The organism is Pseudomonas sp. BB438, from assembly GCF_057180225.1.
This window is the reverse complement of the sequence record NZ_CM170001.1, coordinates 6,160,161-6,180,831: the sequence shown is the minus strand read 5'-3', so window position 1 is coordinate 6,180,831 and position 20,671 is coordinate 6,160,161. Positions and strand designations below refer to the sequence as shown.

General features: G+C 66.1%; 17 protein-coding genes. 8 read left to right on the top strand and 9 right to left on the bottom strand.

The window, feature by feature from the left end; translation table 11 throughout:
• Positions 1-20: 20 nt before the first annotated feature.
• Complete coding sequence (locus AC1ZV1_RS28400) at positions 21-674, bottom strand: histidinol-phosphatase (protein WP_484294675.1); 654 nt, start codon at positions 672-674, stop codon at positions 21-23.
• 147 nt (positions 675-821) lie between these two features.
• Between AC1ZV1_RS28400 and AC1ZV1_RS28395 the strand changes: the two genes are divergently transcribed.
• The 3 genes from AC1ZV1_RS28395 to AC1ZV1_RS28385 all read left to right on the top strand — a co-directional run bounded on the left by AC1ZV1_RS28395 (position 822) and on the right by AC1ZV1_RS28385 (position 4,722).
• Positions 822-1,301 (top strand): RNA pyrophosphohydrolase, encoded by a 480-nt coding sequence (locus tag AC1ZV1_RS28395; protein WP_017520843.1) that lies wholly within the window; start codon positions 822-824, stop codon positions 1,299-1,301.
• Between the two features lie 31 nt (positions 1,302-1,332).
• Positions 1,333-3,612, top strand: a complete 2,280-nt coding sequence (gene ptsP, locus AC1ZV1_RS28390; protein ID WP_017520844.1) for a phosphoenolpyruvate--protein phosphotransferase — start codon at positions 1,333-1,335, stop codon at positions 3,610-3,612.
• 84 nt (positions 3,613-3,696) lie between these two features.
• Complete coding sequence (locus tag AC1ZV1_RS28385; protein WP_484294674.1) at positions 3,697-4,722, top strand: GGDEF domain-containing protein; 1,026 nt, start codon at positions 3,697-3,699, stop codon at positions 4,720-4,722.
• Here AC1ZV1_RS28385 and AC1ZV1_RS28380 read toward each other — a convergent pair.
• A complete protein-coding gene (locus AC1ZV1_RS28380; RefSeq protein WP_484294673.1) occupies positions 4,719-5,465 on the bottom strand; it encodes an NRDE family protein in 747 nt (248 codons plus the stop codon). The genes AC1ZV1_RS28385 and AC1ZV1_RS28380 overlap by 4 nt on opposite strands.
• A 114-nt stretch (positions 5,466-5,579) precedes the next feature.
• Here AC1ZV1_RS28380 and AC1ZV1_RS28375 point away from each other — a divergent pair, with 114 nt between their 5' ends.
• Together AC1ZV1_RS28375 and lgt are read left to right on the top strand one after the other, a co-directional pair.
• On the top strand, positions 5,580-6,362 hold the full coding sequence (locus AC1ZV1_RS28375) for a sulfite exporter TauE/SafE family protein (protein ID WP_484294672.1): 783 nt from the start codon (positions 5,580-5,582) through the stop codon (positions 6,360-6,362).
• Between the two features lie 20 nt (positions 6,363-6,382).
• Positions 6,383-7,183 (top strand): prolipoprotein diacylglyceryl transferase, encoded by an 801-nt coding sequence (lgt, locus tag AC1ZV1_RS28370; RefSeq protein ID WP_484294671.1) that lies wholly within the window; start codon positions 6,383-6,385, stop codon positions 7,181-7,183.
• A gap of 135 nt (positions 7,184-7,318) precedes the next feature.
• Here lgt and AC1ZV1_RS28365 read toward each other — a convergent pair whose 3' ends face one another.
• The 4 genes from AC1ZV1_RS28365 to AC1ZV1_RS28350 all read right to left on the bottom strand — a co-directional run bounded on the left by AC1ZV1_RS28365 (position 7,319) and on the right by AC1ZV1_RS28350 (position 12,034).
• Positions 7,319-7,765: an NfeD family protein gene (locus tag AC1ZV1_RS28365; RefSeq protein ID WP_484294670.1), complete on the bottom strand. Its 447-nt coding sequence runs from the start codon at positions 7,763-7,765 to the stop codon at positions 7,319-7,321.
• Entirely contained in the window at positions 7,765-8,691 is a 927-nt protein-coding gene (locus tag AC1ZV1_RS28360) for an SPFH domain-containing protein (RefSeq protein WP_484294669.1), read from the bottom strand. The genes AC1ZV1_RS28365 and AC1ZV1_RS28360 overlap by 1 nt, the downstream gene beginning before the upstream one ends.
• A 138-nt stretch (positions 8,692-8,829) precedes the next feature.
• Positions 8,830-10,614: a type IV pilus assembly ATPase TfpB gene (tfpB, locus tag AC1ZV1_RS28355; RefSeq protein ID WP_484294668.1), complete on the bottom strand. Its 1,785-nt coding sequence runs from the start codon at positions 10,612-10,614 to the stop codon at positions 8,830-8,832.
• Positions 10,615-10,669: 55 nt separating this feature from the next.
• The gene (locus AC1ZV1_RS28350) at positions 10,670-12,034 is read right to left on the bottom strand and encodes a CYTH domain-containing protein (protein ID WP_484294667.1); all 1,365 of its coding nucleotides are present in this window, start codon (positions 12,032-12,034) and stop codon (positions 10,670-10,672) included.
• Between the two features lie 187 nt (positions 12,035-12,221).
• On the opposite strand from AC1ZV1_RS28350, the gene argE reads away from it, so the two are divergent.
• Positions 12,222-13,361 (top strand): acetylornithine deacetylase, encoded by a 1,140-nt coding sequence (gene argE, locus AC1ZV1_RS28345; protein ID WP_484294666.1) that lies wholly within the window; start codon positions 12,222-12,224, stop codon positions 13,359-13,361.
• A 208-nt stretch (positions 13,362-13,569) separates the two neighbouring features.
• Positions 13,570-14,868, top strand: coding sequence for an amino-acid N-acetyltransferase (argA, locus tag AC1ZV1_RS28340; protein ID WP_484294665.1), 1,299 nt, complete (start codon positions 13,570-13,572; stop codon positions 14,866-14,868).
• 37 nt (positions 14,869-14,905) lie between these two features.
• Here the strand turns inward: argA and gshA are convergent, their stop codons facing one another.
• From gshA to AC1ZV1_RS28325, 3 genes are all read right to left on the bottom strand, one after another.
• Positions 14,906-16,492, bottom strand: a complete 1,587-nt coding sequence (gene gshA, locus AC1ZV1_RS28335; RefSeq protein ID WP_484294664.1) for a glutamate--cysteine ligase — start codon at positions 16,490-16,492, stop codon at positions 14,906-14,908.
• 164 nt (positions 16,493-16,656) lie between these two features.
• Positions 16,657-17,019 (bottom strand): PaaI family thioesterase, encoded by a 363-nt coding sequence (locus AC1ZV1_RS28330; RefSeq protein WP_405307451.1) that lies wholly within the window; start codon positions 17,017-17,019, stop codon positions 16,657-16,659.
• A 36-nt stretch (positions 17,020-17,055) separates the two neighbouring features.
• On the bottom strand, positions 17,056-19,398 hold the full coding sequence (locus tag AC1ZV1_RS28325) for a Tex family protein (RefSeq protein WP_484294663.1): 2,343 nt from the start codon (positions 19,396-19,398) through the stop codon (positions 17,056-17,058).
• A gap of 304 nt (positions 19,399-19,702) precedes the next feature.
• On the opposite strand from AC1ZV1_RS28325, the gene ompR reads away from it, so the two are divergent.
• Positions 19,703-20,443 (top strand): osmolarity response regulator transcription factor OmpR, encoded by a 741-nt coding sequence (gene ompR / locus AC1ZV1_RS28320; protein ID WP_484294662.1) that lies wholly within the window; start codon positions 19,703-19,705, stop codon positions 20,441-20,443.
• Positions 20,444-20,671: the final 228 nt, after the last annotated feature.

Below are 20,671 nucleotides of genomic sequence, written 5' to 3'. Positions count from 1 at the left end.
CAGCGCGTATTGATGCGTGCTCAGCGCAGGCTGATCACCGGCCAGCCGCGCTCGGTGGCGGTGGCGCGCAGGGTGTCGTCGGGGTCCACCGCCACCGGGTTGGCCACCAACTCCAGCAGCGGCAGGTCGTTGCGCGAGTCGCTGTAGAAGTAGGCGTCGTCCAGCGTCAGGCCGGTCTCTCCGAGCCAGCGGTTGAGGCGGGTCACCTTGCCGCCCTGGAAGCAGGGTACGTCGCAGGTGCGGCCGGTGTAGAGGCCATCGAGCATCTCGCACTCGGTGGCGATCAGCGTTTCCACGCCCAGGCGGGCGGCGATCGGGCCGGTGACGAAGCGGTTGGTGGCGGTGATGATCACCAGCTTGTCGCCCGCGGCGCGATGCTCGGCCAGCAGGGCCTCGCCCTTGGCCAGGACGATGGGCTCGATGACGTCCTGCATGAACTGGCGGTGCCAGGTGTCCAGCTGGTCGAGGCTGTTGCGGCCCAGGATCGCCTGGGTGAAGGCCTGGTAGGCGAACACGTCGAGGGTGCCGGCCATGTAGTCGGCATAGAAGGCATCATTGCGCGCCTGGTACTCGCCGGCATCGACCAGTCCGCGCTGGCACAGCCATTCGCCCCAGCTGTGGTCGCTGTCGCCGGCCAGGAGGGTGTTGTCGAGATCGAAGAGAGCCAGTCGCACGATGGATTACCGCCAGTTGCCAATACGGAAAAGTCGCCTAGAGTAACGGCTTTTGCCCACCCAGCACAGGACGCCGCAGCCCGCGTTGCCGCTGTCACAAGCTTTGTGGAACAATGCGGGCACACGCGATTTCGAGGATGTACCGCCGTGATCGATCCCGATGGTTTTCGCCCCAATGTCGGCATCATCCTTTGCAACGATGTCGGACAGGTACTGTGGGCACGGCGTATCAACCAGGAAGCCTGGCAATTTCCCCAGGGCGGCATCAACGCCCGCGAAACCCCTGAGGAAGCGCTGTACCGCGAACTGAACGAAGAAGTCGGCCTGGAAGAGCAGGACGTCAAGATCCTGGCCTGTACCCGGGGCTGGCTGCGTTACCGCCTGCCGCAACGCCTGGTGCGCACCAACAGCCAGCCGCTGTGTATCGGACAGAAACAGAAGTGGTTCCTGCTGCGCCTGACCGGCGAGGAAAGCCGGGTGCGCATGGACGTCACCGGCAAGCCCGAGTTCGACGGCTGGAAATGGGTGAGCTACTGGTACCCGCTGGGCCAGGTCGTGACCTTCAAGCGCGAGGTCTACCGCCGGGCACTGAAGGAATTGGCACCGCGCCTGCTGGCGCGCGACTAGCACGAAGTTCAAGGAGTTAGACCCCCTCGCCATGCTCAACACGCTGCGTAAGATCGTCCAGGAAGTGAACTCCGCCAAGGACCTCAAGGCGGCGCTGGGCATCATCGTGCAGCGCGTGAAGGAGGCGATGGGCACCCAGGTGTGCTCGGTCTACCTGCTCGACCCGGAGAGCAACCGCTTCGTGCTGATGGCCACCGAAGGCCTGAACAAGCGTTCCATCGGCAAGGTCAGCATGGCGCCCAACGAGGGCCTGGTCGGCCTGGTCGGCACCCGTGAGGAGCCGCTGAACCTCGAGAACGCCTCCGAACACCCGCGTTACCGCTACTTCGCCGAGACCGGCGAGGAGCGCTACGCCTCCTTCCTCGGCGCACCGATCATCCACCACCGTCGGGTGATGGGCGTTCTGGTCGTACAGCAGAAGGAGAAGCGCCAGTTCGACGAAGGCGAGGAAGCCTTCCTCGTCACCATGAGCGCGCAGCTCGCCGGTGTTATCGCCCACGCCGAGGCCACCGGCTCGATCCGCGGCTTGGGCAAGATGGGCAAGGGCATCAGCGAAGCCAAGTTCGTCGGCGTCCCCGGCGCCCCTGGCGTGGCCGTTGGCAAGGCCGTGGTGGTGCTGCCGCCGGCCGACCTGGAAGTCGTCCCGGACAAACCCATCGACGACGTCGAGGCCGAGGTCGAGCGCTTCAAGCAGGCGCTGGAATCGGTCCGCGAGGACATGCGCAACCTCTCCAGCAAGCTGGCCACCCAGCTGCGCAAGGAAGAGCGGGCGCTGTTCGACGTCTACCTGATGATGCTCGACGACGCTTCCATCGGCCTCGAGGTCAAGCGCATCATCCGCACCGGCCAGTGGGCGCAGGGCGCCCTGCGCCAGGTGGTCATGGAGCACGTGCAGCGCTTCGAGCTGATGGACGACGCCTACCTGCGCGAGCGCGCCTCGGACGTCAAGGACATCGGCCGACGCATCCTGGCGTACCTGCAGGAAGAGCGTAAGCAATCGCTGACCTACCCCGACCAGACCATCATCGTCAGCGAGGAGCTGTCGCCGGCGATGCTCGGCGAGGTGCCCGAAGGCAAGCTGGTGGGCCTGATCTCGGTGCTCGGCTCGGGCAACTCCCACGTTGCCATCCTCGCCCGCGCCATGGGTATCCCGACGGTCATGGGCGCGGTCGACCTGCCGTATTCCAAGGTCGACGGCATCGACCTGATCGTCGACGGCTACCACGGCGAGATCTACACGAACCCATCGCCGCAGCTGGTCAAGCAGTACGGCGAAGTGGTTGCCGAAGAGAAGGAATTGAGCAAGGGCCTGGCTGCGCTGCGCGAGCTGCCCTGCGAGACGCTGGACGGTCATCGCATGCCGCTGTGGGTCAACACCGGCCTGCTGGCGGACGTGGCGCGCGCCCAGGAGCGCGGCGCCGAAGGTGTCGGCCTGTACCGCACCGAAGTCCCGTTCATGATCAACGACCGCTTCCCCAGCGAGAAGGAACAGCTCGCCATCTACCGTGAGCAGCTCTCCGCCTTCCACCCGCTACCGGTGACCATGCGCACCCTGGACATCGGTGGCGACAAGGCGCTGTCCTACTTTCCGATCAAGGAAGACAACCCGTTCCTCGGCTGGCGCGGCATCCGCGTCACCCTCGACCACCCGGAAATCTTCCTGGTGCAGACGCGCGCCATGCTCAAGGCCAGTGAAGGCCTGGATAACCTGCGTATCCTGCTGCCGATGATTTCCGGCACCCACGAGCTGGAAGAGGCGCTGCACCTGATCCATCGCGCCTGGGGTGAAGTGCGCGATGAGGGCGTGGACATCCCCATGCCGCCGATCGGCATGATGGTGGAGATCCCCGCGGCGGTGTACCAGACGCGCGAGCTGGCGCGCCAGGTGGACTTCCTCTCGGTCGGCTCCAACGACCTGACCCAGTACCTGCTGGCGGTGGACCGCAACAACCCGCGCGTCGCCGACCTCTACGACTACCTGCACCCGGCCGTGCTGCAGGCGCTGAAGAAGGTGGTCGATGATTCCCACGCCGAAGGCAAGCCGGTGAGCATCTGCGGCGAAATGGCCGGCGATCCGGCAGCGGCCGTGCTGCTGATGGCCATGGGCTTCGACTCGCTGTCGATGAACGCCACCAACCTGCCCAAGGTGAAATGGCTGCTGCGCCAGATGACCCTGTCCAAGGCCCGTGAACTGCTCGGTCAACTGATGACCTTCGACAACCCGCAGGTTATCCACAGTTCGCTGCACCTGGCCCTGCGTAACCTGGGCCTGGGCCGCGTGATCAACCCGGCGGCAACCATCCAGGCCTGACGCTGGCGAACAACGCCTTCCGGAGCCGTGCATTTCCGGGAGGCTCGAAGACGACTGGGCCGGCAACCGGCCGGGACGAAGCTTATGGAAGAGCTCGACGTCACGCCTTGCACGGAGGGTGATACCAGCGCCCGCACCTTGCGCTACGCGCTGAGCATCGTCAGCGACGGCATCTGGGACTGGGACATCCGCACCAACCACGTCACCCGCAGCCCGGGCTGGTACGCCATGCTCGGCTATGACCCCGATAGCCTTCCGGAGAACGTCGCGACCTGGCACGAGATCATCCATCCCGAGGATTTCGGCCGGGTCATGTTCGCCTTCGATGCCTACGTGCAGGGGCGTAGCGGCGTCTACCGCGAGGAATACCGCTGCCGCTGCCTGGACGGCAGTTACCTGTGGGTCAGCGACCATGGACGCTTTTTCGAGTTTGACAGGGACGGCAAGCCAACACGGATGATCGGCGCCCACCGCAATATCCACGAGCGCAAGCTGGCGGAGCTGGCGCTGCAGGAAAAGAACCACGAGTTGCACCAGCTCAACCTGAGCCTGGAGCTGCTGGTGCACGCACGCACCGAAGCGCTGCGCCAGGCCAACCAGGCACTGGCCGAACAGGCCGCCGTCGCCTTGCGCCTCTCCGAGATCGATCCGCTGACGCAGATTGCCAATCGCCGACGTTTCGAGCAGCAGCTGCATGCCGAGTGGCAACGCCTGCAGCGTCACGGCCACGGCTGCTCGCTGATGATGTTCGACCTCGATCACTTCAAGCGTATCAACGACAGCCTCGGCCACCAGGCTGGCGACCGCGTGCTGGTGGCGGTGGCCGAGGTGGTTCGGCGGCGTCTGCGCGAAGAGGATTGCTTCGCCCGTTGGGGCGGCGAGGAGTTCATCGTGCTGCTGCCGGAAACGACCGCGGAAGCCGCGCGGGAACTCGCCGAACGGCTGCGCCTGAGTCTGCGCCGGGCGGACGTCTCGCTGCCGACACAGCTCACCGCCAGCTTCTCGGTGACGCAGATGCAGGCCGGAGAAGACCTGATGGCGATGATGCGCCGGCTGGATGATGCGCTTTACCGCGCCAAGCGCCAGCGCGACTGCATCGTGGTCTGCTAGACGATCAGGCTGACCTCACCCAGACGTGCGCCGCTGGGCCCGAAGCTGTGCTCGAGCAACTCGCGGCGGCCGTCCGCATGGACGATCAGCGCGGTGCTGGCGCGGGTGCCGTAGGTCGGGCTGGCGATGAAGACGCTGGAGAGCAGGCGCTCGGTGGCAAGGCCCACACCGGTTTCCGGCAGCTCGGCATCACCGGGCTGGCGGCTGTCGCGCAGCAGGGCGACCAGCGAGTCGGTGTCCGGCCTTTGCAATACAGCTTCCAGTCCGCTACGGGCATTCAGCAGCTTGGGCCAGGGTGTGTTCAGCGCGGCGTTGGACAGGCCGTGCACACCCGGCGCCACCGCTACCGGCGGACCGACGCGAGGATTGAAGTAGCAGAGCTGTGCGCCATCGCCCACCAGCAGATTGAAGCCGCTGTAATCCGTCGCGCGGCGGGCGACCTGTTGCAAGTACTCCAGCGGTGACTGCCGGCCCTGGAGGAAGGCCGCCACCAGCTCGCCGCGGGAGCGCGGCCCCACCGGCTGGCCGGGGTCGCGCACGTTGGTCAGGGCAGCGAAACGGCCATCCGGCGCCACGCCCAGCCAGGTGCCGCCGGCCTCCAGGTCGCGGCCGGCGTACAGGCCAGGGAACTCCTTCCAGGCGGCCATCGGCAGCGTTGGGCGGGCGTAGAACTCATCGCGGTTGGCCGCGACGATCAGTGGCGTGGCGTGGCCGGGGCGCCAGGCGAAGACGATCAGGCACATGGGGCGAACTCCGTGGTGTTCCGGCAGTCTATCAACATCCGCCGATGTCCCGGAGTGGCTGGAGTGCCCGGGAACCTTCGGCTACCATGCCCGCTTTGTTGCCCGAGGTCGCCCATGGAGTTCGTGCTCTACCTGGTGCTTGGCGCCTGTGCTGGCGTGCTCGCCGGCCTGTTCGGCGTCGGCGGCGGGTTGATCATTGTCCCGGCCCTGGTGTTCAGTTTCGGTGCCCATGGTTTCTCGCCGGACGTGCTGACCCAGATGGCGGTCGGCACCTCGTTGGCGACCATCGTCTTCACTTCGATCAATTCGATCCTCGAGCACCATCGTCGCGGCGCGGTGCGCTGGCCGGTATTCGCCTGGATGACCGTCGGCATCCTGGTTGGCAGCGCGCTGGGCGCGATCACCGCCTCCAAGATCCAGGGCCCGGTGTTGCAGAAAATCATCGGCACCTTCGCCATCCTGGTGTCGATCCAGATGCTGCTGGGCCTGCAGCCCAGGGGCGCGCGCAACCTGCCGGGGCGCTTCGGCCTGGGCGTGGCGGGCGGGGTGGTGGGCTGGGCTTCCGCCATTTTCGGCATCGGCGGCGGCTCGCTGACCGTGCCTTTCCTGACCTGGCGTGGCGTCTCCATGCAACAGGCGGTTGCGACTTCCTCGGCGTGCGGCCTGCCGATCGCCATTGCCGGCGCGATATCCTTCATGGTCGTCGGCTGGCACAACGACAAGCTGCCGGAGATGAGCCTGGGCTTCGTCTACCTGCCGGCGCTGGTGGGCATTGCCGTCACCAGCATGTTCTTTGCCCGCATCGGGGCGCGGCTCGCGCATCGCCTGCCACCCCTGGTGCTCAAGCGTTTGTTCGCCCTGCTGCTGTTCTGCGTGGGCTTGAGTTTCCTGATCTGAGTTCCTGCTAGGAGAAGCGGATGCTGCCTTATCCACAGATCGACCCGGTTGCCGTATCGCTCGGGCCGCTGAAAATCCACTGGTACGGCCTGATGTACCTGATCGGCATCGGCGGCGCCTGGCTGCTGGCGTCGCGCAAGCTGAAGGATTTCGATCCGACCTGGACCAAGGAGAAACTCTCCGACCTGGTCTTCTGGGTGGCGTGTGGCGTGGTCCTGGGCGGACGCCTGGGCTACGTGCTGTTCTACAACCTGGACGAGTACATCGCCAACCCGACGCTGATCTTCGAAGTCTGGAAGGGCGGCATGTCGTTCCATGGCGGTCTGATCGGCGTGATGCTGGCCACCTGGTGGTTCGGCAAGCGCAACAACAAGAGCTTCTTCCAGCTGATGGACCTGATCGCGCCACTGGTGCCGATCGGACTGGGCGCCGGGCGTATCGGCAACTTCATCAACGGCGAGCTGTGGGGCAAGGTGACCGACGTGCCCTGGGCGATGATCTTCCCCACCGGTGGCCCGGAACCGCGTCACCCGTCGCAGCTGTATCAGTTCGCGCTGGAAGGCGTGGCGCTGTTCGTCGTGCTCTGGCTGTTCACCCGCAAGCCGCGTCCGACCGCCTCGGTGTCCGGCCTGTTCGTGCTGTGTTATGGCATCTTCCGCTTCATCGTCGAGTTCGTCCGCGTGCCGGATGCCCAGTTGGGCTACCTGGCCTGGGGCTGGCTGACCATGGGCCAGGTGCTGTGTGTGCCGATGGTCCTGGGCGGCATTGCGCTGATGGTCTGGGCCTACCGCCGTGCCCCGGCGCAGCCGGCCGCAAGCTGAGTTTCGCCTGAATGAAAAAGCCCGCCGATTGGCGGGCTTTTTCATTGGGGTTACTGGCCTATGCACCTTGTAGGAGCGGGCCATGCCCGCGATCGCGCGCAAGGCACAGGAGCCGTCGCGCCGGCCCTTCAGTGGTCAGATGGGTTCCACCAGCAGCAGGACTCCGTCCTGACCGGTCACACGCACCTGCGTGCCGACGGGCAGGTCCGGCCCGCCGACCAGCCACACGCTGTCGCCGACACGGATCTTGCCGCGCCCGCCGACGATGGCGTCATGCAGGGCGAACTGCCGGCCGACCAGTTCGCTGCCGCGACGGTTGAGGCTGGACGGCTGTGCTTCGCGCTTGTTCAGGCGCTGGTGGTTCCACCAGTACAGCGCGGTGAGGATCGCCAGGACGCCGAAGGCCAGGCACTGCCAGGTCCAGTCCAGTCCTGGCAGCAGGAACGCCAGCACGCCGGTCAGCGCGGCGGCGATGCCGATCCACAGCAGGTAGCCGCCGGCGCCGAAAATTTCCAGGATCAGCAGGACGATGCCCAGCGCCAGCCAGTCCCAGAAGCCCAGGTGCTCCAGGAAGCCCATCATCAGCGATGGCCCTTGGTGTCGCCGAATGTCGCTTTGACGATCTCGCCGATGCCGCCGACCGCGCCGATCACCTGGCTGGCCTCCAGCGGCATCATCACGATCTTGCTGTTGTTCGAGCTGGCCAGTTGGCCGAGGGCGTCGACGTACTTCTGCGCGACGAAGTAGTTGATCGCCTGCACGTTGCCGCTGGCGATGGCCTCGGAGACTACCTGGGTCGCCTTGGCTTCGGCTTCGGCCTGGCGCTCGCGGGCTTCGGATTCGAGGAACGCCGATTGGCGCAGGCCTTCGGCCTCGAGGATCTGTGCCTGCTTCTTGCCTTCGGCGGTAAGGATTTCCGCAGCGCGGCGGCCCTCGGCCTCGAGGATCTGCGCGCGCTTGAGGCGCTCTGCCTTCATCTGGCTGGCCATGGCTTCCACCAGGTCGGCCGGCGGGCTGATGTCCTTGATCTCGATGCGGGTGACCTTCAGGCCCCAGGGGGCGGTGGCTTCGTCGACGGTACGCAGCAGGCGCTCGTTGATCGCGTCGCGCTGGCTGAGCATGTGGTCCAGCTCCATGGAGCCGAGCACAGTGCGGATGTTGGTCATCACCAGGTTGCGCACGGCGTTTTCCAGCCCGCTCACTTCATAGGCGGCGCGCGCCGCGTCGACCACCTGGAAGAAGCACACGGCGTCGATCTGCACGATGGCATTGTCGGCGCTGATCGCCTCCTGCGGCGGCACGTCGAGCACGCGTTCCATCATGTTGATCTTCTGGCCGACGCGGTCCACCACCGGGATGATGATGCTCAGGCCCGGCTTGAGCGTGACGGTGTAGCGACCGAAGCGCTCGATGGTCCATTCGTAGCCCTGGGGCACGACCTTGAACCCCATGAGGACGATGACGATGGCGAGGATGACGAACAGCAGGGCAACACTGCCGATTTCCATGCGAGGGACTCCTTGTCTGCTTGGATAAAAGATCTGGCGTAGATCGTGAGGAATCGAGTGTAACCGGCACGCCAGGCAGGCATGCAGGAAAGTGCAGCAGGCGCCAGGGGAGTTTTCCTCAGACGCCTGACGGGCGGCTTACTTCTGTTCGCTCTGCGGGGTGACCCGCATGACTTCCTCGATGGTCGTCAGGCCGCCGGCGACCTTCTGTGCGCCGGACAGGCGCAGGCTGCGCATGCCTTCCTTGAAGGCCTGGCGGCGCAGCGGGATGAGGTCGGTGTCGGCGGTGATCAGCTCCTTCAGCGATTCGCTCAGCAGCATGATCTCGTAGACCCCGGCGCGCCCGCGGTAGCCGGTGTCGCGGCACTCCAGGCAACCGACGGCCTGGTGCGCACCGGTGGGCAGCGGGGCATTCCACGGACGGGTGACTTCCTGCCAGTCTTCCTCGTGCAGTTCCATCGGTGCCTTGCAGTGCGGGCACAGGGTCCGCACCAGGCGCTGGGCCATGACGCCGAGCACGGTGGCACGAATCAGGTAGTAGGGCACGCCCAGTTCGAGCAGGCGGGTGATCGCGGTGGGCGAGTCGTTGGTGTGCAGGGTGGATAGCACCAGGTGCCCGGTCAGCGCCGCCTGGATCGCCATCTCGGCGGTCTCCAGGTCGCGGATCTCGCCGACCATGATGATGTCCGGGTCCTGACGCAGCAGGGCGCGCACGCCGCTGGCGAAGGTCAGGTCGATGTTGTGCTGCACCTGCATCTGGTTGAATGAGGGTTCGATCATCTCGATCGGGTCCTCGATGGTGCAGAGGTTCACCTCGTCGGTCGCCAGTTGCTTGAGCGTGGTATAGAGCGTGGTGGTCTTGCCCGAGCCGGTGGGGCCGGTGACCAGGATGATGCCGTTGGGCTGGCTGGTCATGCTTTCCCAGCGGCGCAGGTCGTCGGGGGAGAAGCCCAACTGGTCGAAGCTCTTGAGCAGCACCTCGGGGTCGAAGATCCGCATCACCATCTTCTCGCCGAACGCCGTGGGCAGCGTCGACAGGCGCAACTCCACCTCGGCACCGTCCGGGGTCTTGGTCTTCACCCGGCCGTCCTGTGGCTTGCGTTTCTCGGCGACGTTCATCCGGCCCAGGGTCTTCAGGCGGCTGACCACGGCCATGCTGACCTGTGGCGGGAACTGGTAGACGTTGTGCAGCACGCCGTCGATGCGGAAGCGCACGGTGCCCTGTTCGCGGCGCGGCTCGATGTGGATATCGCTGGCACGCTGCTGAAAGGCGTACTGGAACAGCCAGTCGACGATGGTAACGATGTGGGCGTCATTGGCATCGGGCTCCTGGTCGGTGGCGCCCAGGTTGAGCAATTGCTCGAAGTTGCCAATACCGCTGATCTTCTGGTCCTGTGAGCTGGCGCCAGTCACTGACTTGGCCAGGCGGTAGAACTCCACGGTGAAGCGCTGGATATCCGCGGGGTTGGCCACCACGCGCTTGATCGGGCGTTTGAGGACGTGGGTGAGGTTGCTCTCCCAGCCATGCACGAAGGGTTGCGCGCTGGCGATGGTGACTTCGTCCGGCGCCACGGCGACCGCGAGGATCTGGTGGCGCTGGGCGAAGGCATAGGACATCAGCGGCGTGACCGAGGCGACATCGATCTTCAGCGGGTCGATGCGCAGGTAGGGCTGCCCGGAGTAATCGGCCAGCCATTTCACCAGCGTGTCCAGGTCCAGCTTGCGCCCCGGCCGCTGGCGATCCTCGACCTGCTGCGCGGCGAGGAACTCCAGCGGGTGCTGCTGGTTCTTCACGGCGCTGCGGCGAATCGCCAGGCACTGCTCGGCGTCATCCTGGGCGACGCGGCCCTGGGTGACCAGCTCGCGCAGGATGTCGCCCAGGTCGAGTGGACGATCCTGGGCGGATGGGGCAAAGACGGACATGCGGACTCCCTACTTCCAGTGGCGGGTCACAGGCCCGCAGCAATGCCGGGCCAGCTTATTTCAAAAGCGCCTTCCACGGCTTGAGGGTCAGCACAGTATGGGCCTGGGCCGCGAGGGCATCCAGGCGCCCCTCGGCGCCGGGAGTGACGAGCAGCTCCTGCAGCTTGGCCAGTTCGCCGTACAGGCGATCGGTCTCCGGCAGCTCCAGCACGCTGCGCGCCAGGCGCAGCCAGACCAGCATGCGCTGCAGGCGTGGCAGTTGGTCGGCGAGTACCTCGGGCAGTTGCTGGGCGCGTTGCAGCGGCATGGCCTGGGCTTCCTCGGCCAGGCTGCGCTGCAGCCACTTGCCGACGGCGGAGCCGCCCAGGCGATTGGCGCGTTCGTTGCGCTCCAGGGTCCAGGCCTTGCCCAGCAGCCAGCGTGAGGTGCTCAGGGAGAACTGACCCCAGCGAACGTTGGCCAGTTCCTCGCGGAAGGTGGACGGCATCTGCTGGCGAACGCTCTCGTCATCGCGGCCCTGTTCGATACGCGGCAGCCAGTCGGCGAGCAGTGCGTCGAGGGCGGCGCGCAGCTCGCGGGTGGTGGCACGCGGGACGGCCTGGCCGAGGCTGCCGAGCAGCGCGCGCAGGTCGACCAACTGCTGCAGCCAGCTTTCCAGCAGGCTCCAGTGGCCGTTGAAGCGGTATTGCTCGGCCAGGCGCTGGCTGCTGCCCAGCAGTGCCCAGGACAGGGCGGCGAAGGCACCGTCCAGCGGGGTTTCATGCAGCAGTTTCTGGGTGTCGGGCTGGATGCTGTAGCTGGCCGGGTCGAACAGACGATAGCCGCGCTCGGCCTTGCTGATGTCGCAGGGCATCAGCGCCAGGTCCGCGGCCAGTTCGATGGCCAGGTCCAGCAGCGCGTCGGGCTCGCCCTGGCGCAGTTCCAGTTCCAGCTCGCAGATTTCCTCTTCCTGCTTGCCGGCGACGACCTTGCCCAGGTCCAGGGCGGCCTCGATCACCACCTTGGCCTTGCCGCGGCCCCAGGCGATCTCGGCGCGCTGGCGGGTGAAGTCGGTGCTGAAGATCGGCTTCAGGCTCTTCTTGTCCAGATCGGCGAGGGCGGCCGGCCAGCACTGGTCGTCGAGCTTCTTCAGGTCGAGCTTGTTCTTCTCAAGGTACCAGTCCCACTCATTGCGCTCGGACAGGCCCGCCACGCTCTGGCCGCGGGTCTTCAGGGTCTGGATGAATTGCTCGCCGTCCTTGCGCATGCGCAGCGCCACACGGGCGCGGGCCAGGTCGCGGGCCGGGGTGTCGTAGTACTGGTTGAACAGCTCGCGGGGCTCCCAGCCGGATTTGTTGCGCTTCTTCAGCGCGGGATGCTCGCGCAGGGCTTCGAGGGTCTCGCGGCTGGCGCGCAGTTTGATTTCGGTTTCTTTCTGCATGGCGGGGGTCCGGTTCAGAGCGGCCGCGCCGGGATTTCCGACCTGTTGCAGGAGGGACGGAACGACGGGCGCGAAAAAGACTTCAAAGTCATGCAGTTTACAGGACTTCGGCGTTCCTGCCGGGCGCCGCGAGGTTTTACCGCATCGCCGCATGGTCCATAGTGGAGTCCATCTTCTGGAGAACGCCATGCCGTTGCCGCCGCTGAAACAACGCTTCGCCGAGCTGATCGCGATCCCGTCGGTCAGTTGCACCCAGCCCGCGCTGGACCAGTCCAACCGCCCGGTGGTCGAGTTGCTGGGCAACTGGCTGGTGGACCTGGGCTTTGCCTGCGAGATGCAACCGGTGTCGCCGGGCAAGTTCAACCTGGTCGCCACCCTGGGCGCTGGCCCCGGCGGCCTGGTGCTGGCCGGGCACACCGACACCGTGCCCTTCGACGAGGCCTTGTGGAAAAGCGACCCGCTGGGGCTGACCGAGCGCGACGGGCGCTGGTTCGGCCTGGGCTCCTGCGACATGAAGGGGTTCTTCGCGCTCGCCATCGAAGCCCTTTTGCCCCTGCTGGAGCAGCCCTTCAAGCAGCCGCTGATCATCCTCGCCACCTGCGACGAGGAAAGCTCCATGGCCGGCGCCCGCGCCCTGGCTGAGGCAGGGCGACCGCTGGGCCGTGCAGCAGTGATCGGCGAGCCGACCAACCTCAAGCCGATCCGCCTGCACAAGGGCGTGATGATGGAGCGCATCGACATCCTTGGGCAGAGCGGCCATTCCTCCGATCCGAGCCTGGGGCGCAGCGCGCTGGAGGCGATGCAGGCGGTGATGGGGGAATTGCAGGGACTGCGCAGCCAGTGGCAGACGGCGTTCAGCAATCCGCAGTTCAGCGTGCCGCAGCCGACGCTCAACCTTGGCTGCATCCATGGCGGTGACAACCCCAACCGCATCTGCGGCCAGTGTGCCCTGGAATTCGACCTGCGCCCGTTGCCGGGCATGGCGCCGGAGGCTCTGCGCCAGGCCATCCGCGAGCGGCTCAAGCCTGTCGCCGAACGTCACGGGGTGAAGATCGACTACGCACCGCTGTTCCCGGCCGTGCCGCCCTTCGAGGAGCCGGCGCAGAGCGAGCTGGTGCGACTGGCCGAAAGTCTGACCGGGCATGCGGCGGAAGCGGTAGCCTTTGGCACCGAAGCACCGTATCTTCAGCAGCTCGGCTGCCAGACGCTGGTGCTGGGCCCCGGCGACATTGCCTGCGCCCACCAGCCGGACGAACACCTCGAGCTCGACCGCATCGAGCCCACCGTGGAACTGCTGCGCGGACTGATCCGTCATTACTGTCTATGAAAGGCAGTTGATGACGAGCAGCCCGTACGCCGGCCCGCAACACTGTTGATGAAGAGTTGCCTGTAGAGCGCCCCTGTAGCGGGCCTGACCTACCCAAGAGGAGAAACCTGTCGATGTTCCTGCGACGACGATAACCGCGCCGCCCCTGGCCGTGCTCCGGCCGCATCCGACAGATTTCCGCCCACTCGAACGACAGGCTTTTCAAGCAATGCACGACTACGTCAACTGGCTGCGCCACGCTTCGCCCTACATCAACTCCCACCGGGACTGCACCTTCGTGGTGATGCTTCCCGGCGAGGGCGTCGAAGACCCCAATTTCGGCAATATCGTTCACGACCTGGTGCTGCTGCACAGCCTGGGCGTGCGCCTGGTGCTGGTGCACGGTTCGCGCCCGCAGATCGAGGCGCGCCTGGCGTCCCATGGGCTGGCGCCGCGCTTCCACCGCGGCCTGCGCGTCACCGACGCACCGACTCTGGACTGCGTGATCGATGCTGTCGGCAGCCTGCGCATTTCCATCGAAGCACGCCTGTCCATGGACATGGCCGCCTCGCCCATGCAGGGCTCGCGCCTGCGCGTGACCGCCGGCAACTTCGTCACCGCGCGGCCGATCGGCGTGGTCGACGGCATCGACTACCACCATACCGGCGAAGTGCGGCGGATCGACCGCAAGGGCATCAATCGTCAGCTCGACGAGCGCAGCATCGTGCTGCTCTCGCCGCTGGGCTATTCGCCCACCGGGGAGATCTTCAACCTCGCCTGCGAGGACGTTGCCATGCGCGCGGCCATCGACCTGGGCGCGGACAAGCTGATCCTCTACGGCGCCGAGCGCGGCCTGATGGATGATGCCGGCAAGCTGGTGCGCGAGCTGCGGCCGCAGCAGGTTCCGGCGCATCTGGAACGCCTCGGGTCGAGTTACCAGGGCGAGCTGCTGGATGCTGCCGCCCAGGCCTGCCGGGCGGGCGTGCGGCGCAGCCACATCGTCAGCTACACCGAGGACGGCTCGCTGCTCAGCGAGCTGTTCACCCGCACCGGCAACGGCACCCTGGTGGCCCAGGAGCAATTCGAGCAACTGCGCGAAGCGGGGATCGAGGATGTCGGTGGACTGCTGGAACTGATCCGTCCGCTGGAAGAGCAGGGCATCCTGGTGCGCCGCTCCCGTGAAGTGCTGGAGCGCGAGATCGAGCAGTTCAGCATCGTCGAGCGCGAGGGGCTGATCATCGCCTGCGCGGCGCTGTATCCCATCGCCGATTCCGATTCCGGCGAGCTGGCGTGCCTGGCGGTGAACCCGGAGTACCGCCACGGCGGACGCGGCGACGACCTGCTGGAGCGCATTGAACAGCGCGCGCGCAACCTGGGTCTGAAGACCCTTTATGTCCTCACTACGCGGACTGCCCACTGGTTCCGCGAGCGCGGCTTCCAGCCCAGCAGCGTGGAGCGCCTGCCGGCGGCGCGGGCGTCGCTGTACAACTACCAGCGAAACTCCCAGGTCTTCGAGAAGACCCTCTGAATGACACCGCGGCGACCGAGGTCGCCGCGGTGCTGTCTCAGACGCTGATCAGGCCGAGGATGCTCGCCTGGTAAGCGGCGACGAAGGTGTCGAAATCGCCCTCGGGCTGCTTCTCCAGCTCCGCCTGTTCGGCCAGGGATTGGCTGGCCATGCCTTCGAAACGTGCCTGCTCTTCAGCGGACAGCGGCTCGCTCTGCAGCATTTCGGCATGCTGGCGGCTGTGGCGCAGGGCGAAGGCTTCGAAGCTCTCGCCGCGTTCGCGCATTTCCGCCAGGACTTTTGCCGACGGCGTCAGGTCGGCATCGGCGACCTTGGCGCGCTGCTCGGCCAGGCTCTGGGCGTGCAGGTTACTGCCGTTGGCACGGTCGAGCAGGTCGATGATCGGCGCGATGGCGTCGAGCAGGGCGTCGGCCCAGCCCTTCATTTCGATCTGCTGGCCGCCGCGTTCCAGTTTCAGGCCGGGACGGCGACCTTCCTTGACCACTTTCAGGAAGTTGCTGGTGGCCGAGCCGCACTCGCAACCGCCCAGCGGCGGGCTGTCGGACAGCGCGCAGTAGAGCAGGAAGGCGTCGAGGAAGCGTGCTTCGGTGACGTCGATGCCCAGCGGCAGGAACGGGTTGATGTCCAGGCAGCGCGCCTCGACGTACTGCACGCCGCGGGCCATCAGCGCCTGGATCGGGCGCTCGCCGGTGTAGGTGACGCGTTTCGGGCGGATGCTCGAGTAGTACTCGTTCTCGATCTGCAGGATGTTGGTGTTGAGCTGCACCCACTCGCCGTCGACCTTGGTGCCGATCTTCTCGTACGGCGCATACGGCGTACTGACGGCGCGGCGCAGGCTGTCGATGTAGCTGTCCAGATCGTTGTAGCAGGGCGTCAGGCCGGCCTGGGCGTTGTTCTGGTAGCCCAGGTCGCTCATCCGCAGGCTGGTGGCGTAGGGCAGGTAGAGGGTGTGCTCGTCGAAGGCGTCCAGACCGTGCGGGCGACCGCGCAGGAAGCCGGCGTCCAGCGCCGGCGAGGCGCCGAACAGGTACATCAGCAGCCAGCTGTAGCGGCGGAAGTTGCGGATCATCGCGATGTAGCGGTGCGACTGGAAGTCCCGCGCGCTCTTCTCGCTGCCTTCTTCCTGGCGCAGCAGCTCCCAGATGCCTTCGGGCAGGGAGAAGTTGTAGTGGATGCCGGCGATGCACTGCATGGTCTTGCCGTAGCGCAGGGCCAGGCCCTTGCGGTAGACGTACTTCAGGCGGCCGATGTGCGAACTCCCGTAGCGGGCGATCGGGATGGTCTCTTCATCCGGCAGCTCGCAGGGCATGGACGGGCTCCACAGGTATTCGCCGTCGAGCTTGCCGCTGGCGAAACGGTGGATTTCGCCCAGTTCGTGCAGGGTCTCTTCGACACTGGTGGAGGTCGGGGTGATGAACTCCAGCAGCGACTCGGAGTAGTCCGTGGTGATCTGCGGGTTGGTCAGCGCCGAGCCCAGCGCGCGCGGGTGCGGGGTCAGGGCGAGCTTGCCGCGTTCATCGACGCGCAGGCATTCGCGCTCGATACCGTGCAGGCACTGGGTGAGCAGGGACAGGTTGGCGGCATCGCCAAGCAGGGCCAGGCGGCGGGAGAGTTGGTCGCTCAAGTTGGAGGTCCTTCACACGGCAATCGCCCCACTATGGGGGTGGACTGGACGGTCTACAAGGGGAGAACAACCGGCGTGGTCGCCTGGCTTTGTCGAGGCGCTGTGCCGGCGCCCGCAAATCCGGGGCTCCGGCGTACAGCATAGGTCAGTTGTCGCGGCGCCAATTACAGCTGGGCGAAGGTGCCTTGTCCCTTGGCGACCAGCTTGTCGCCCTGGTGGATGTCGGCCTCGACCACCAGCGAGCGGCGCCCGGCGTGCAGGACTTTTGCCACACAGCGCACCTCGCCCTCGGCGACGGCGCGGATGTAGTTGATCTTGCATTCCAGGGTGACACTCTGCCGGTCGAAACCATGGGCGCTGGAGCAGGCCAGGCCCATGGTCATGTCCATCAGCGTGAAGAGCGCGCCACCGTGCATGACGTTGCCGCGATTGCGCAGGTGCTCGGCCATTGGCAGCAGCACCTCGGCTTCGCCATCAGCGACACGGATCGGCTGTACGCCGATGGTTTCGCTGAAGCGGCTGATCATCAGCTCGCGGGCGGGCATTTCACTCATGGACCTTCCTTACTTCTTCTTCAGTTGCTTGGCGTTGGCGAACAGCGAGGCCATGGCGTTGTTCGCCGGAGCCTGCTCCTGCTGGCGCGGAGCGGCGCTGCGCTCACCACGCGGCGCACCGTTGCCGGGACGACCGCCGCCGCGCGGGCCGTCGACTTTCTCGCCGGGGGTGTCGCTCATGCGCATGGACAGGCCGACGCGGTTGCGCGGGATGTCCACTTCCATGACCTTCACCTTGACGATGTCACCGGCCTTGACCACCTCGTACGGGTCCTTGACGAACTTCTCCGACAGCGCGGAGATGTGCACCAGGCCGTCCTGGTGGACGCCGATGTCGACGAAGGCGCCGAAGTTGGTGACGTTGGTCACCACGCCCTCCAGGACCATGCCGGGCTTGAGGTCCTTCAGGCTCTCGACGCCTTCCTGGAACTCGGCGGTCTTGAACTCCGGGCGCGGGTCGCGGCCGGGCTTGTCCAGTTCCTTGAGGATGTCGGTGACGGTGGGCAGGCCGAACTGCTCGTCGGTGAATTTCTTCGGGTCCAGGCGCTTGAGGAAGCCCGAGTCGCCAATCAGCGAGCGCACATCGCGGCCGGTGTCGGCGGCGATGCGCTGCACCAGCGGGTAGGTTTCCGGGTGCACCGCGGAGGCGTCCAGCGGGTTGTCGCCGTTCATCACGCGGAGGAAGCCGGCGGCCTGCTCGAAGGTCTTGTCGCCCAGGCGGCTGACCTTGCGCAGGTCGTCACGGGTGCGGAAGGCGCCGTTGGCGTCACGGTGCGCGACGATGTTCTGCGCCAGGGTGCTATTGAGGCCGGAGATGCGCGCCAGCAGTGCGGCGGAGGCGGTGTTCACGTCCACGCCGACGGCGTTCACGCAGTCTTCCACTACCGCGTCCAGGCTGCGCGCGAGCTGCAGCTGGGACACGTCGTGCTGGTACTGGCCGACGCCGATGGATTTCGGCTCGATCTTCACCAACTCGGCCAGCGGGTCCTGCAGGCGACGAGCGATGGAAACGGCGCCGCGCAGCGACACGTCCAGCTCCGGGAATTCCCTGGCGGCCAGCTCCGAGGCCGAATACACCGAGGCCCCGGCCTCGCTGACCATGATCTTGGTGCACTTGAGCGCCGGGTATTTCTTGATCAGCTCGGCGGCCAGCTTGTCGGTCTCGCGGCTGGCGGTGCCGTTGCCGATGGCGATCAGCTCCACCTGGTGCTTGGCGCACAGTGCAGCGAGCACGGCGATGGTCTGGTCCCACTGGTTCTTCGGCACGTGCGGGTAGACGGTGGCGGTGTCCAGCAGCTTGCCGGTGGCATCGACCACGGCGACTTTCACGCCGGTGCGCAGGCCCGGGTCCAGGCCCAGGGTAGCGCGCGGGCCGGCGGGGGCGGCCAGCAGCAGGTCGTGCAGGTTGCGCGCGAAGACGTTGATCGCCTCGGCATCGGCGCCGTCGCGCAGCTCGCCCAGCAGGTCGGTTTCCAGGTGGGTGTAAAGCTTGACCTTCCAGGTCCAGCGCACCACTTCGGACAGCCACTTGTCGGCGGCACGGCCCTGGTTGGAGATGCCGAAGCGCTCGCCGATCATGACTTCGCACGGGTGCGAGGTGCCCGGCAGCTCTTCGCCGACCTTCAGAGCAACGCTCAGCACGCCTTCGTTGCGGCCACGGAAGATCGCCAGCGCGCGGTGCGACGGGGTGCTCTTCAGCGGCTCGTCGTGTTCGAAGTAGTCGCTGAACTTGGCGCCGTCGGTTTCCTTGCCCGGCACCAGGCGCGCGGTGAGGGTGGCGTTGTCCTTGAGGAAGCCGCGCAGGCGATCCAGCAGGGTGGCGTCCTCGGCGAAGCGCTCCATCAGGATGTACTTGGCGCCTTCGAGTACGGCGCGGGTGTCGGCGAAACCTTTCTCGGCATCGACGAAGCGCGCGGCCTCGGTTTCCGGCGTCAGGCTCGGGTCGTTGAACAATGCGTCGGCCAGCTCGCCGAGGCCGGCTTCCAGGGCGATCTGGCCCTTGGTGCGGCGCTTCTGCTTGTACGGCAGGTAGAGGTCTTCGAGGCGGGTCTTGGCGTCGGCGAGCTTGATCTCGCGGGCCAGTTCCGGGGTCAGCTTGCCCTGCTCCTCGATGCTGGCGAGGATCGCGCCACGGCGGTCTTCCAGTTCACGCAGGTAGCGCAGGCGCTCTTCGAGCATGCGCAGCTGGGTGTCGTCCAGGCTGCCGGTGACTTCTTTTCGGTAACGGGCGATGAAGGGGACGGTGGAGCCTTCATCGAGCAGGGCGACGGCAGCGGCGACTTGCTGCGGTTGAACGCGGCCGGAGGGCAGTGCGGAAAGCTCTTCGGCGATACGGGTGTTGATGCTGTCCATGAATCCACCTGACAAAACAATCGAATTACGGGGCGCATGATCTGCTGCGCGTCGGCATCACTGCGTTGAGGGCAGCTCTAGCTCGCGAGATCATGAAGCAGGCTCATAACAGAGCGTCCGGACCGAAGACCCCAGCCTTCGGACAGGCTCTGTGACAACGCCCCGCCGCAAAAGCGCCGCATTATACCCGCGACAATTTCACCCGGTGGGCGACTGGTCGGGGAAAAATCTGCTAACAATGGACAGGCCGTGATGCGCGGCTGCTGGGCGATAATGCCCGCCGAATCAGATTCTGGGAGTTTCCATGAGCAACGCTGCCACCCTGCCGGAAGGCGAAAAGATCCTCGTGGTCGATGACGACGCACGTCTGCGCCGTCTGCTGGAACGCTTCCTCGACGAGCAGGGTTACCGTGTCCGCGCCGTCGAAAATACCGAGCAGATGGATCGCCTGCTGGCCCGCGAGCTGTTCCAGCTGGTGGTGCTGGACCTGATGATGCCCGGCGAGGATGGCCTGTCCGCGTGCAAGCGCCTGCGCGAGTCGAACAACCAGATCCCGATCATCATGCTCACCGCCAAGGGCGACGAGTCCAGCCGCATTTCCGGCCTGGAACAGGGCGCCGATGATTACCTGGCCAAACCCTTCAATCCGCGCGAGCTGCTGGCACGCATCAAGGCCGTGCTGCGCCGCCAGGCGCCGCTGGTGCCGGGCGCGCCGGCAGGCGAGGACGAGATCGTCACCTTCGGCGACTACGAGCTGCACCTGGCCACCCGCGAGCTGAAGAAGGGCGACGAAGTGCACATGCTCACCACCGGTGAGTTCGCCGTGCTAAAGGCTTTGGTGCAGCACGCCCGCGAGCCGCTGACCCGCGACAAGCTGATGAACCTGGCCCGCGGTCGCGAGTGGGATGCCCTGGAACGCTCCATCGACGTGCAGATTTCCCGCCTGCGCCGGCTGATCGAGCCCGATCCGTCGAAACCGCGTTACATCCAGACCGTCTGGGGCGTGGGCTATGTGTTCGTGCCGGATGGCGCGGCGCGCAAGTGATTCAGCTTTTCGGGGCGATGGATGCGGCGTAACGCCGGTTCCCTCTCCCCCGCCCTCTTCCTGAAGGGAGAGGGAGCTATCCGTGCCGGCTGACGCATCAATTTCAGCCGGTGCCGATCCAGTCCCCTCTCCCTTCAGGGAGAGGGTTAGGGAGAGGGGCTCTGCCGGCTCGCTTGGTGTTCATGAGGCGGACACCTCTCCTGCTACGGTCAGTGCTTCCTGGTAACG